The sequence below is a fragment of the Aquimarina pacifica genome (genome assembly GCF_000520955.1).
In the GTDB taxonomy this organism is placed as follows: domain Bacteria; phylum Bacteroidota; class Bacteroidia; order Flavobacteriales; family Flavobacteriaceae; genus Aquimarina; species Aquimarina pacifica.
On sequence record NZ_JACC01000011.1, the window covers coordinates 22,772 to 36,025 of the forward strand.

The following is a 13,254-nucleotide window of genomic DNA, read 5'->3' on the forward strand; positions in this document are numbered from 1 at the left end:
ACTATGTATGTAGACTTACCTAAAAAGATGTACTATGGTATCGGTGAGGTTGCTGATGCATTTGGCGTTAATACGTCTCTAATTCGATTCTGGGAAAAAGAATTTGACATTCTTAAACCCAAAAAAAATGCTAAAGGTAATAGAAAATTCACTCCAGAAGACATCAAAAACCTTGAGCTAATCTACCATTTAGTAAAAGAACGAGGATTTACACTCGAAGGAGCAAAAATTCACCTCAAAGAACAAAAACAAGATGCCTTAGATAGTTTTGATATTATCAGAAAATTAGAATCTATCAAAGGACAACTACTTAAAATTAAAGAACAATTATAACAAATCAATTGACTCATGAAAAAGTTTTTAATCCCCATAATCGTAATTGTAATAATTATTGGCGTTATCTACTCTCTTTTTGTAGGAAGATACAATACGGCAATTACACTTCAAGAAGATGCAAAAACTGCATGGTCTAATGTAGAAAGTGCCTACCAACGGCGTAGTGACCTTATCGGAAATCTGGTAAAAACTGTGCAAGGTGCTGCCGATTTTGAGCGTAACACTCTTAAAGAAGTAATCGAAGCACGTGCAAAAGCTACTTCGGTAACTATTGATCCTAGCAATATCACGCCTAACCAAATGGCTCAATTTCAGCAAGCACAAGGAGGATTAACCTCTGCCTTATCTAAATTATTGGTAACCGTAGAGCGTTATCCTGATCTTAAAGCAAATCAGAACTTTATGAATCTACAAACACAATTAGAGGGGACAGAAAATAGAATTAATGTAGAACGTAATCGATTTAATGAGAAAGTCGGAACCTATAATAAACACCTTCAAATTTTCCCTAATAATTTCATCTTAGGCCTTTTTAGTAATTTCGAAGAAATGACTAGATTCGAAGCAGATGCCGGAACAGAAAAAGCTCCTGATGTTGATTTTGATTTTAAGTAATGTCTAAAGTCGAAGAATTTCTTACCGCAGCTCAAGAACAGCAAATTATTGCTGCAATAAGAGATGCCGAAAAAATGACATCCGGAGAAATTCGGGTACACCTAGAACCCCATACCCAACTAGATGTTTTAGAGAGAGCATCAGAAGTTTTTCATCAACTCAAAATGGATACTACAGCACAACGCAATGGTGTATTAATTTATGTCGCTGTAGAGGATCGCCTTTTTGCCATTGTAGGAGACCAAGGGATCGATAAAGTAGTTCCTGATAATTTTTGGGAACAGACAAAAAATGCGATTCTCGAACAATTTAGAGCAGGTAATTTTTGTAATGGTATTATTAATGGAATTCTAAGCGCAGGTGCTCAATTACAAAAATATTTTCCGTGGGATCATACAGATACCAATGAACTCTCAGATGAAATCTCAAAAGGCTAATGAAAGGTGCCAAAAAAACTATACCACTCTTTTTTCTGAGTATCGCTATTTATTTATGTTCTATAAACATAGTAATGGCGCAACGAACAATACCTCAGAAACCATCACTACAAACTTCGGTATTTGATGAAGCTGGTATGCTGTCAAAGTCTCAAGCCAAGCAATTAGAAGATAAACTAATTCGCTACGCTGACACAACTTCTACTCAAATAGTGGTTGCCACTATTACTTCATTACAAGGCGAAAATATTGGACTCTATGCTGCAGAATGGGCACACAAATGGGGGATTGGTCAAAAAGATGAGGATAACGGTGTATTTCTATTGGTTGCCAAAAATGACAGAAAAATATGGATCACTACAGGATATGGTGTCGAAGAAAAATTAACGGACTTTACGACCAAAACAATTATTGATCAAATCATTACTCCGGAGTTTAAATCAGGTAATTTTTATACAGGTTTAGACAAAGGAACCTCAGCAATTTTTGCAGTTCTTGATGGCACTTTTAAAGGATCCCGAAAAGGCAATAATAACCTCCCCATAGGACAGTTGTTCATGCTTTTAATTTTTATCATTATCATCATTAGAGCATTTTCTAAAAGCAATCATAACGATGGTAGCGGAAACCGAGGTAATAGATCGCGAGGAGGCAGTTTATTAGACATTATAATCCTAAGTAACATGGGACGTGGTGGTTTTGGTGGCGGATCTTCTGGCGGTAGTTTTGGTGGTGGTGGCTTTGGCGGTGGTTTCGGAGGTGGTGGTTTCGGAGGTGGCGGAGCCGGAGGAAGTTGGTAGTGACAAGATGTTAATCCTCTAAATAAGGAATCAAAATAATGACTTGAGTCCCTATGACCTGGTCGAATTCATCAATCTTATCTTCTATTTGAAATTTAAATTTTGTTTTAAACTTTTTTCTATAAATATCGAGCCTCTCTCGAACTATATCAGTAGATAAAGATTCATACCCCCCATTGACTTTTCTCTTCCTATTTTTTCCTTGAGTATAACCAATACCATTATCTTCAATTATACATTTAATTAATTTCTTATCATAATAAGAAGAAAGTGTAACACGTATTTCTCCTTTATCTGTTTTCTCAATTCCATGCTCTACAGAGTTTTCAACAAAGGGCTGAATCAACATAGGAGGTATACAAATTCTATTTTGATCCAGAGATCTATCTACACTAAGTGTATAGTTAAATTTATTATTGAAATCTGATTGTAAGACCAGATAATTCTCTAATGCCATCACTTCATCTTCTAATAAGACAAATTCTTCTCTAGAATTATTAAGAATAAGTCGAAGCAGACTAGAAAAATTTGATATATATATCCTTGCCTTCTCTGTATCTTTATTGATCAAAGACCTAATAACACTAAGTGCATTAAAAATAAAATGAGGATCCATTTGAGATCGCAAAAGGCGCTGCTCTAAACTAACCTTTTCATATCTACCCTGTAGGTTTCTTTGTCTCAACAGCACTCCTCCCAGTACCAAAAACAAAACCAATAATGTCCCTATACTAATGGCAATAACATTCTGTTGCTTGATAATCACCTTCTGCGACTTCGTAGTTTCTTCAAGTTGAGATATTGACTCATCTTTTTGATTACTTTGATACGCAACTTCTAAGTCATTAATTTTCTCCTTAAAAAGCTTTTCGTAAAAAGTCTTGATATAGTTATTTTTCTCCTCAAGCAGTTTATATGCTTCTTTATGATTATTTGTTTTTTTATGATATAATATGTTACGATCTAAAAATGATTGATATAATTCATAATCATTCCTGTCAATTTTTTCTATTACTTTTATTGAGTCCTCCAATACCAGTAAATTAGTCAATGCTTTTTGATAGTGTTCCTCTTGAAGCTCTACATAAATTTTATTTGCCAAAACAAATAAATTGGCCAACTCATACTTTGGTTTAAACTTAATATAGGCTTCTTCTTGTTGTTTATAATGATATACCGCCGAGTCAATGCTATTGTTTTTTTCATACAAGTAACCCAAATTAGAATGGATCGCTGTAATATTTCCTGTAACATTAGATTGAATTGATTTGTCTAATGCCTTTTTTAAATAAAACTTAGCAGAGTCTTCATCGATTTTCTCATACAAATAAACAACACCAATTTTCGTATGAGCCGCAATATTTGTTCTCGGAATAGACATATAAAAAGAATCTTTCAACGTCTTTTTATAGTATTTTAATGTGGTTTCCGGATTTCCTAACTCCAGATGACAGCTAGCGATCCCAGCAAGTATATATGACTTAAATTTATAGGGATATTTTTCTGACAAATTTAACGATTTATGAAAATTCTCTATCGCTCTTTTGTACTGTTTTTTATGTTTTAAAACAGTACCAATATAAAAATAAGTTATCAATAAACTTTCCGCATCTAGATCGCGCTTTACAGAGGATCTTTTATAATTATCCACAGCACTTTGGCTATAATACAACACAGAGTCATACTCTTTTTCAAAATACTGTTGAACTCCCTTATTGCCATAATAATATGTCCAACCTAACAAACTTTTATCACGCTCCAAATACATTTTGAAACTATCTAACTTTTGAGAAGAAGCTCTGTATAATTTAATTGTATCTAATTCTTGTTGAGTGATTTTTTTTGTCTGAGCATAAAAGACACTTGTTATTAAAAAAAATGCGACTGTAAATTTGTACATGTTATTCAAACTATTATTTTAAGTTTGTTAAAACTAGAAAAAAAATCTAAGTAAATATTCACTATAGTCAGTATTTAAAAAATGTAATACAAGGATATGGATCTGAAAATTAGGACTATCATAATAGAAGATGATCAAGACGCATTTGATGATCTAAAATTACTTATTGATAAGAATCTAGACACTATTGAAATCATAGGTCATTGTGATACGATCAAAGCTTCTATAAAAATGATCAATACTCTAAAGCCTGAAATTGTATTTATGGATATCATTTTAAAAGACGGTAATGCTTTTGAAATACTAGATAATATTGATAATTCTAATTTTGAAGTTATATTTGTAACTGCTCATAATCAATACTTAGAAAAAGCCATAGCACATTATGCTTTTCATTACATTCTAAAACCCATTGAATTATCAAAACTTGAGCATGTTATAAAAAGGTATAAAACCCTTAAGGAGCGTATGTTTTCTTTTGCCAAATACGAAGTGTTCTCAAAGTTTATCAAGGATCAATTTTCGCAGTTGATGCTTCATGTCAATAATGAGCATATTATGGTGAATCTAAACGATGTAATAAAGTGTGAGGCCGACAATAATTATGCGCTTTTTTTTCTATCTAATGGCAAAAAATTACTTGCATCAAATACACTAAAGTATTATGATGAATTATTATCTCACAAAGGCTTTTTTAAGGTACATCGTTCTTGCTTAATAAATGTAAAACACATTAGTTCTATTTATAAAAAAGAGGCTATAATACTTAATACTAAAGAAAAGATTATGGTTTCACAAAGAAATAAATCGAATTTGTCAGATTTGATTAAGCTCCTTTCATAACCATATATCGCTTACCTCTTCTTTCTTATCGTTTACCAAAGTTTTCGTATCACTTACAACAATTAGGTTGTCGTTAAGCGCTATTACGACTAACTATGTCTAAAATTTAAAAGGAATTTGAATACAATCTTATGTATATAATTTTTTGAGAAAGATCCCTCGAAAATAACAGTGTACAATAAGAAAGACATAATCCTCGAGTGTCTATAAATGTTCAGGGAAAATAATTATTTAAAAAAACAAATTTATGACAAATTTATCAAGTTTAAAAGGATTCAAAACACTTAACAGAGTACAACAACAAAGTATCAATGGTGGACTTTATATCTGTAATAATGGCCTGCAACCATCACCATGTGATTCTGAAGAGAAAGATGATTGGGATATTATAAACGAATAGTCATTAACCCCGCTTTATGCATTAGAAAATTTATTACATCTTGAAAACTGACGGAAAACCTTAAGCTTTGCTCTGTTTTTCAATTTAACCGTAGATAGCTACGCTGAAAATCAATAAAACATTTCCCCACATCATCTGGCCTCTTTATATAAAGCCAAACCATTGGCTTTACAGTGATCCTATTGCATTTTTAAGCTTCATTACAAAGTTCTAGCACATAAAGCGGGTTAAACTTACAATATCAAAAGCACATCTTTATCAAGATGTGCTTTTTGTTTTTAAGACTATCGTTACGTAACTCTTTCCCTAAGTACACTGAAATAGGCACCTATCAAAAACAAAAAATACTAGCTTTTATTGGGCTTTAAAGCCTCATGACAAAGTATAATAACCTAAACTGGGTTTAACAAAAAAATTCTTTTGCTTTTTCGAAGCTTACATTTGAAATACCCAAATCACATTCACATTGTCTTGTTATATTTTTTAAATCATGCATCATTAATATAGAGATGTATGAATACTTAAGAAAAGTCATTGTAAGCGTATCTGTATTTACTCAGATTGCACATTGGACAATCCGGAAGTATGCTACCCAAAATAACAGTTGATAGTTTTGGTCTCTTTATACCCTCGAAAAAATGAGCTAAAACATTTATAAAAAAAGGCAGAACACCCTGAATGCCTTAAAAGAAAATCAGGGAATAACAAATCATTAAATTTATTAATATGAAAGCATTATCAAATTTAAAAAACTTCACAACTTTAAGTAAAACTCAACAAAGCACTATTTCTGGTGGATTTATCGGAGCAAACTGTGGTATTGATCCTTGTGCACCACCTAAACCTATTGACAATTCTGACAATGCAAATAAGTAATATATTTTTTTGCAGATAAATATTAAAACAGCTTATCCAAATAACGATAAGCTGTTTTTTTATTATTTCTTCCTTAAATACACCGAAACAGGTACTCCGTGAAAATCAAATTCTTTACGTAATTGATTCTCAAGAAAACGTTTATAAGGATCTCGTATATATTGTGGTAGATTACAAAAAAATGCAAACTGCGGTTGCGGTGTAGGTAATTGGGTAATATATTTTATTTTCACATACTTCCCTTTATATGCTGGTGGTGGGCTACGCTCAATAATAGGCAACAACGTATCATTAAGCTCACTAGTTTTGATCTTTTTTGATCTATTTTTATATACATCGACAGCAGTCTCTATTGCTTTAAACAAACGCTGTTTTGTTAACGCCGAAATAAATACAATAGGAACATCTGTAAAAGGTTCTATTTGCTTTCGGATGTATTTTTCGAAATCTTTGAGCGTATTACTTTCTTTATTTTCTATAAGATCCCACTTGTTTACAAGAATCACTACCCCTTTACGGTTGCGTTCTGCCAACCAAAATATGTTCTGTACTTGTCCATCAAAGCCTCGTGTCGCGTCCAAAACAATTAAACACACATCGCTATGCTCTATCGCCCGAACTGAGCGCATTACAGAATAAAACTCAAGATCTTCTTTTACTTTGGACTTACGGCGTATTCCTGCTGTATCTACCAAATTAAATTCAAAACCAAAACGATTATACTTGGTATCAATTGCATCTCTAGTGGTACCTGCAATATCAGTTACAATGTATCTATCTTCTCCTATTAAGGCATTAATAAAAGAAGATTTTCCTGCATTAGGCCTACCAACTACAGCAAATCTAGGCAAATCATCCTGAACATCTTCTTCTTTCTCTGGCAAAGCTTCTACTAATGCATCCAAAAGTTCTCCTGTACCACTACCATTAATACTTGCGATCGTATAATACTCCCCTAATCCCAAACTATAAAACTCTACCGCATCTGCTGCCCTCTTGGTATTATCTACTTTATTAACGGCAAGAAATACAGGTTTATCAACTTTGCGAAGTAAGTTTGCTACATCTTCATCCATTCCTGTTACCCCAGACTCTACATCGACTATAAAAATAATGGCGTCTGACTCTTCTATAGCTAACTCTACTTGTTTATCTATTTCTGATTCGAAAACATCATCACTACCAACTACATATCCACCAGTATCAATTAAAGAAAACTCAACACCATTCCAATCACTTTTTCCATAATGACGGTCTCGTGTAACACCACTTACAGCATCAACGATCGCTTCTCTTCTTTGAATTAATCGATTAAAGAATGTTGATTTTCCGACATTTGGTCGTCCAACAATTGCTACAATACCACTCATTATTATCTTTTTCTAAATTTTGCACAAAATTAGACTTTTTATTTTAGAACTCACTCTTAAATATCTACCTAAACTAAAATGTCTTTCTTTTCGCTGTTTCTTTTTGGCAACTCTAATATATTGAGGTTCTTTTTTGGAAATAATTCTATATAATACTCAGAAGGACAATGTTCTTTATCATAAAATTCATCCGGTTATTTAGTCCAGCTAAAGAATGAAAATAAATATGAAGGTGGCAAAAAAAAATTCCATGTCCCGCATTTGGGTCCATGGAACTTTTCAAAAATTGATAGTCAGTCAGTGAAATAATTACTCAAATCAAAGATAACAAGTATTGTACCTTAGTTGGTTACTGTAAAACAACAAAGTTTTTATGGATAAATATTTAACATCTTTAATGATAACTTTAACATCTTATTTTGAAGGCAATTAGCACAATTGAATACAGAAATATTTATTTTAGTGATTCCTATCAATTTCATAAATCGCTACTGTGTTTGATACTTCATTGGTAACAATGATCAAATCATTCCCGGTAGGACTATCTTTTCCTTTTATTGCAATCAACCCTTCTGGGGCAATATCATTTTCATCATACAACCATTCTAAAAATGTAGGATTTGATGGATTAGTCATATCATACACCATAACTCCTCCTGTTCGCTCTAGCCCTACAAAAAGTAAAGTTCTATCCTTAACTTTTAGGGTTACTACAGCTTCGGGTTCAGTACCTTTATCATCAGATCGGCTATCGGGCCCATCCCCTTGATTACTGTTAAACGCATTGGTATCTATATCAAAAATTGTTTTAGCTATTTGATCTCCACTATCATAAATAACAGTTCCATTAGTTGACCATATAGTAAAAGATCGGGCCCCATATCCATAAATAGCGTCATAATCTCCATCTGCATCTATATCACCGTTGGCATTGGTAATCTTTAACCTCCCTAAATTTTCTTCAGATTGTAAAGCTTCTGCATTAGGAAACACCATTGGATCAAGAGTAAGATCACCTACTCTGTCTTCCTCAGAAAAACCATCGTAATCTCTTGCATCTCCTTCATTAGCGGTAACCAAATACCCGGTTCCTCTTATGGAGACAAATTCGATTGCATCGGGCTGATAAAAACTAAGGACTGGCCAGTTCTTAAAGTTGCCTAAAACGTCATCTTTATCACTAGCATCTATTTGATTATTCGATACACTATAATCCTTTACTCCCAACCCAATAACATCGGTTATTGTTTTTGTTCTTAAATCTACTATTGCTAATCCATTATTCTCTTGTAGTGTCACATAGGCCTTCTTAGAATCTTTAGAAACAGCTATATATTCTGGTTCTACATCTTGAGCAAGGGAGGCGTTAGGTCCAAAAACCCTAAAATCATTCCCAATATCTTGCCCATTAAATGCAGTAAAATCAAGATGTGAAATTTGCTCTGTTGCAACTTCTATAATGGTTATTGAACCTTCTGGATCATCTGTATACTCATCATTAGGCTCTCCTTCATTTGCAACAATAATGTATTTACCATTAGGGCTAAATGTTACCATATCTGGCAATGCACCCGCAGCATAGGTATTAATTAGAACTTGAGAGCCTGAATCATAGACTGCAATCACACCATTATCCTGTTTATTTATGGCATTCTCTAAGGCAACTGCTACCATACCGTCATGAACTGCAACACTATTAGGAATACCCGAAAGCGGTATATCTGTGCCACTAACTGGAGAACTTGGATCAGAAATATCCCAAACAGAAAGTTCTGTATCATTTGGGTTTACGATAAAAAGTTTATTTGTTTTTGGATCAAAGGCAGAGATTTCTGCGAACCCTTCATCTCCCGAACCATTAAAAAGACTACCTATTTTTGTAAATGTCAATTCGGCACTCCCGACACCACCATGATAGTCGTCTAAATTACAAGCACTGAATAGTCCTGAAAAAAATAGAGAAAAAAGAAACAATTTGTTGAAGATTTTCATGTTGAATAATTTGTGTGATTAAACCCTCTAAAATTCACAACAAATATTTCTTAAACGTTATGGTAAGTATAAATAATTAACATAAAAAGATATGCTCATATATACTTTATTTACATATACTTATTCTTTAGATCTCAATAACAACTCTCTAAACATTCTATCCCCTTTTTTTCTAATTATTATAAAATAAATCAATGAAGAAAATTGACTATTCCTATGCAAAACTTTAACGATTATGTGTTAAACAAAAAAATCAAGAACCTCGAAAGCACCTAATGTATTATCGCCAATACAAATTTTGGGGCAATAAAATTTTCAGGAGATTGCCATCAAGGTCAATTTAATTGTTATATCCAAACCGCTTTAATTGATTATTATTACTCCGCCAATTTTTATTGATTTTAACGTATAATTCTATATGTATCTTTTTTCCAAAGAATTTTTCAAGATCCTTACGCGCTTGCGTTCCAACTCTTTTTAGTGCAGATCCTTTATGACCAATGATAATTCCTTTTTGAGAGTCTCTCTCGACCATAATAACTGATCGAATTCTGATTATATCCTCATCTTCAAAAAATTCTTCGGTATCAACTTCGACTGCATAAGGGATTTCCTTTTTGTAATTCTCTAAGATTTTTTCTCGTATTGTTTCATTAACAAAAAAACGTTCGGGTTTATCTGTAAGTTGATCTTTTGGGTAAAAAGGAGGCGAATCTGGCAGCAATTCTACAATTCTGTCAAAAACTTCTTTGATATTAAAATTTTCGAGAGCAGAAATTGGATATAATTCTGCACTTGGTACTTTTTGTGCCCAAAACTGAACTTGTTCCTCTAACTGTTCTTGATTAGATTGATCTATCTTATTAAGTAATAGTAATACAGGGATTTTTGCATTGGTAATTTTATTAAAAAACACCTCATCCTTAAGTTCTTTCTCTCCTATCTCTACCATATATATAAGTACATCAGCATCTTCGAAAGCAGATTTTACAAATCCCATCATTGACTCCTGAAGTTCATACGCTGGTTTTATTATACCAGGTGTATCTGATACAATTACCTGGAAATCTTCTCCATTTACAATTCCCAGAATACGATGTCTTGTAGTCTGAGCCTTAGATGTTATAATAGACAGTTTTTCACCAATAAAAGCATTCATCAATGTAGATTTCCCTACATTAGGATTTCCTATTATATTTACAAAACCAGCTTTATGCGTCATAAAAAGAATTTTAATTACGCAAAGGTAAATGAATATTGCCCAGTAAAACAATAACTAAGGCCTGAATACGGTGTCGTAAGCGTAAACTTTTCTAATCTCATTTAAAAACCTACTTTTTATTTTTTGAAAAAAACGATATCAGTTTATTAACATTTACAGGTAAAAAGATGTTACTAAACTATTGATCAAGAATTTTTTTTTAATCAAAATTTTACTAAATTTAACATAAGTTTGTTTTCAAGAACCCCGTGAAGACTCGTTCTCGCAATTAAATCTCGGATTCGTTTGAAAAAAAATTTAATACTTTTTACACAAATTTTTGCAATAAAAAAATATCTCTTTTTTTATTTTGCAGTTATATTCTCCTCTCCTATCCTCTCTCAAGATCAAAGTAAAATCATAGCAAAAGCTGATCAGGTTTTTAAAGAATTTGCATATATCGATGCAAGAGCTATCTATTTGGATGTAGCACAGCAAGGATATACATCTAAAAACTTATTTTCTAAATTAGCAGATTCATATTATTTTACTGCGGATATGGAAAACTCTGTAGAGTGGTATGAAAAATTAATCCAAAACTACCCTGAAGATCTCGACCCTGAATATCTATTCAGATATGCACAAAGTTTAAAAAGTGTAGAACGCTATCAGGAATCTGACCAAATAATGAATCAATTTTATGAGTTTACCAAAGGGGATAAAAGAGCTACACAATTTATAGAAAAAAGAAACTATCTCGATTTTATAGATATGCAATCAGGAAAATTTGATTTATATTCTTTGAGTATCAATTCAGAAAATTCTGAGTATGCACCCAGTTTTAATGGAAAAAATCAAATCATTTTTGCTTCTTCTAGAGAAAAAAATGTCAGTGATACAAAACTTCATGGATGGACCAAAATGCCTTTTCTGGATTTTTATTCTTCGAATATCTCAGAAGACCAACTAAATCTTGATGAACCCGTAAAATTAAAAGGTCCAATTAACTCAAAATTTCATGAGTCATCAGCTACTTTTAGCGAAGACGGAACAACAGTGTATTTTTCGAGAAATAATTATAATAACAATAGAATAGGAAAAAATAAAGAAGGGATTATTTTACTGAAACTTTATCAAGCTACCTTCAAAAATGATAGATGGGGAGATATTGTAGAGTTACCATTTTCTAGTAATAATTACTCGGTTTCACATCCTGCCTTAAGTGCTGACGGAAGTAAATTATACTTTGCTAGTGATATGCCAGGTACCATAGGTCAATCAGACTTATTCGTAGTAGACATTCTGGGTAATGGAAAATTTAGTAGTCCAAGAAATCTAGGAGCCTCAATCAATACAGAGGGTAGAGAAACGTTTCCCTATATTAGTAAAGATGGCACATTATATTTTGCCAGTGATGGCCATGTTGGGTTAGGAGGACTGGATATTTTTATTGCCAAACCAGACGAAACTGGTTTTTCTAATGCTTTTAATGTAGGAAGACCTATAAATAGCCCAAAGGATGATTTTACTTTTGTAATTAATGATGATACTGGTGTTGGTTTTTTTGCCAGCAATAGAAAAGGAGGTAAAGGGAATGATGACCTATATAGCTTCAAACAAACCGAAGAATTAATTACTTCCTGTCTTCAATATATAGAAGGCTCCGTAAAAAATAGTAGAACAAATGAAATTCTAATTGGAGCAAGCATCACATTATTAGATGACTCTAGAAATGTCATAGACCGAATGATCTCTGATGATAATGGCCTATATAAGTTTACTATCGATTGTGAAACCAACTATATCCTGAGAACAGAATTAGACAATTTTCTACCGAGAGATATTGATTTGACAAGTGATGATACTTTTGAGTTTACACATACCGTTCATATCCCGTTAAAACTTGATGAAACTACACTTTTATCTACTACCGTCGAGATTAATATTGGTGATGATCTGTCTAAAACACTGCAACTTGAACCCATCTATTTTGGAATCGACGATGCAGTTATTAGTTCTGATGATGAAGTAGAACTACAAAAAATAATTTCGGTACTTAAAAAATATCCAGAAATGAAAATCGATGTATGTTCGCATACCGATAGTAGATCCAGTCATTGGTACAATAAAAAACTTAGTGTAGAACGTATGCGAGCGACCATACGTTACTTGGTAAGACAAGGAGGGATTGATTGGCGCAGATTACATGGCAAGGCTTATGGAGAACGACGCCCAATTAATAATTGTACGGATGATACCCCATGTACAGAAGAACAACATCAAGAAAATAGAAGGAGTGAGTTTATTATTACAAGAATTGGTACTGATTAAACCCTCTCTTGGAGTAGAAACATAAGACTTATACACAGATTCATATAATTCCATTAATCTACATTTTTTCTTACAAAGGATACGATTTTTTAAAAAAGTATTATCCCAATTGTACGTTCCATGTGCTATTAAAAGAAAATCAGCTAATTTTTC

General features: G+C 32.7%; 12 protein-coding genes. 8 read left to right on the forward strand and 4 right to left on the reverse strand.

Translation table 11 applies throughout. The features are described from left to right. The first annotated feature begins 3 nt into the window (after positions 1-3). The 4 genes from DZ60_RS0107785 to DZ60_RS0107800 all read left to right on the forward strand — a co-directional run bounded on the left by DZ60_RS0107785 (position 4) and on the right by DZ60_RS0107800 (position 2,188). Positions 4-333, forward strand: a complete 330-nt coding sequence (locus DZ60_RS0107785; protein WP_025741530.1) for a MerR family transcriptional regulator — start codon at positions 4-6, stop codon at positions 331-333. 15 nt (positions 334-348) lie between these two features. Next, positions 349-951, forward strand: coding sequence for a LemA family protein (locus tag DZ60_RS0107790; protein WP_025741531.1), 603 nt, complete (start codon positions 349-351; stop codon positions 949-951). Next, positions 951-1,388 carry a TPM domain-containing protein gene (locus DZ60_RS0107795; RefSeq protein ID WP_025741532.1) on the forward strand — a complete coding sequence of 146 codons (438 nt, stop codon included), beginning with the start codon at positions 951-953 and terminating at the stop codon, positions 1,386-1,388. The genes DZ60_RS0107790 and DZ60_RS0107795 overlap by 1 nt, the downstream gene beginning before the upstream one ends. Positions 1,389-1,462: 74 nt before the next feature. Next, positions 1,463-2,188 carry a TPM domain-containing protein gene (locus tag DZ60_RS0107800; protein WP_152537393.1) on the forward strand — a complete coding sequence of 242 codons (726 nt, stop codon included), beginning with the start codon at positions 1,463-1,465 and terminating at the stop codon, positions 2,186-2,188. Positions 2,189-2,198: 10 nt separating this feature from the next. On the opposite strand, the gene DZ60_RS0107805 is transcribed toward DZ60_RS0107800, so the two are convergent. Beyond that, on the reverse strand, positions 2,199-4,088 hold the full coding sequence (locus DZ60_RS0107805; protein ID WP_025741534.1) for a tetratricopeptide repeat-containing sensor histidine kinase: 1,890 nt from the start codon (positions 4,086-4,088) through the stop codon (positions 2,199-2,201). 96 nt (positions 4,089-4,184) lie between these two features. Here DZ60_RS0107805 and DZ60_RS0107810 point away from each other — a divergent pair, with 96 nt between their 5' ends. The 3 genes from DZ60_RS0107810 (at position 4,185) to DZ60_RS25095 (ending at position 6,207) form a co-directional block, all read left to right on the forward strand. Further along, positions 4,185-4,931: a LytR/AlgR family response regulator transcription factor gene (locus DZ60_RS0107810; RefSeq protein WP_025741535.1), complete on the forward strand. Its 747-nt coding sequence runs from the start codon at positions 4,185-4,187 to the stop codon at positions 4,929-4,931. A gap of 247 nt (positions 4,932-5,178) precedes the next feature. Beyond that, complete coding sequence (locus DZ60_RS25090) at positions 5,179-5,331, forward strand: hypothetical protein (protein WP_161634375.1); 153 nt, start codon at positions 5,179-5,181, stop codon at positions 5,329-5,331. Between the two features lie 726 nt (positions 5,332-6,057). After that, positions 6,058-6,207, forward strand: coding sequence for a hypothetical protein (locus DZ60_RS25095; protein WP_161634376.1), 150 nt, complete (start codon positions 6,058-6,060; stop codon positions 6,205-6,207). A gap of 62 nt (positions 6,208-6,269) precedes the next feature. On the opposite strand, the gene der is transcribed toward DZ60_RS25095, so the two are convergent. The 3 genes from der to era form a co-directional block, all read right to left on the reverse strand. Then, positions 6,270-7,577: a ribosome biogenesis GTPase Der gene (gene der, locus DZ60_RS0107825; protein WP_025741536.1), complete on the reverse strand. Its 1,308-nt coding sequence runs from the start codon at positions 7,575-7,577 to the stop codon at positions 6,270-6,272. Between the two features lie 459 nt (positions 7,578-8,036). Next, complete coding sequence (locus tag DZ60_RS0107830; protein ID WP_025741537.1) at positions 8,037-9,569, reverse strand: choice-of-anchor I family protein; 1,533 nt, start codon at positions 9,567-9,569, stop codon at positions 8,037-8,039. Positions 9,570-9,909: 340 nt separating this feature from the next. Then, positions 9,910-10,791, reverse strand: coding sequence for a GTPase Era (gene era / locus DZ60_RS0107835; RefSeq protein WP_025741538.1), 882 nt, complete (start codon positions 10,789-10,791; stop codon positions 9,910-9,912). A gap of 285 nt (positions 10,792-11,076) precedes the next feature. Between era and DZ60_RS0107840 the strand changes: the two genes are divergently transcribed. Next, positions 11,077-13,101 (forward strand): OmpA family protein, encoded by a 2,025-nt coding sequence (locus tag DZ60_RS0107840; RefSeq protein WP_241448731.1) that lies wholly within the window; start codon positions 11,077-11,079, stop codon positions 13,099-13,101. The last annotated feature ends 153 nt before the right edge of the window (positions 13,102-13,254 follow it).

What these genes read in the sequence shown, in the direction of transcription:
- DZ60_RS0107785 (WP_025741530.1), top strand. Translation starts at nt 4, where the DNA reads ATGTATGTAGACTTACCTAAAAAGATGTACTATGGTATCGGTGAGGTT.
- DZ60_RS0107790 (WP_025741531.1), top strand. Translation starts at nt 349, where the DNA reads ATGAAAAAGTTTTTAATCCCCATAATCGTAATTGTAATAATTATTGGC.
- DZ60_RS0107795 (WP_025741532.1), top strand. Translation starts at nt 951, where the DNA reads ATGTCTAAAGTCGAAGAATTTCTTACCGCAGCTCAAGAACAGCAAATT.
- DZ60_RS0107800 (WP_152537393.1), top strand. Translation starts at nt 1,463, where the DNA reads ATGGCGCAACGAACAATACCTCAGAAACCATCACTACAAACTTCGGTA.
- DZ60_RS0107805 (WP_025741534.1), bottom strand. Translation starts at nt 4,088, where the DNA reads ATGTACAAATTTACAGTCGCATTTTTTTTAATAACAAGTGTCTTTTAT.
- DZ60_RS0107810 (WP_025741535.1), top strand. Translation starts at nt 4,185, where the DNA reads ATGGATCTGAAAATTAGGACTATCATAATAGAAGATGATCAAGACGCA.
- DZ60_RS25090 (WP_161634375.1), top strand. Translation starts at nt 5,179, where the DNA reads ATGACAAATTTATCAAGTTTAAAAGGATTCAAAACACTTAACAGAGTA.
- DZ60_RS25095 (WP_161634376.1), top strand. Translation starts at nt 6,058, where the DNA reads ATGAAAGCATTATCAAATTTAAAAAACTTCACAACTTTAAGTAAAACT.
- der (WP_025741536.1), bottom strand. Translation starts at nt 7,577, where the DNA reads ATGAGTGGTATTGTAGCAATTGTTGGACGACCAAATGTCGGAAAATCA.
- DZ60_RS0107830 (WP_025741537.1), bottom strand. Translation starts at nt 9,569, where the DNA reads ATGAAAATCTTCAACAAATTGTTTCTTTTTTCTCTATTTTTTTCAGGA.
- era (WP_025741538.1), bottom strand. Translation starts at nt 10,791, where the DNA reads ATGACGCATAAAGCTGGTTTTGTAAATATAATAGGAAATCCTAATGTA.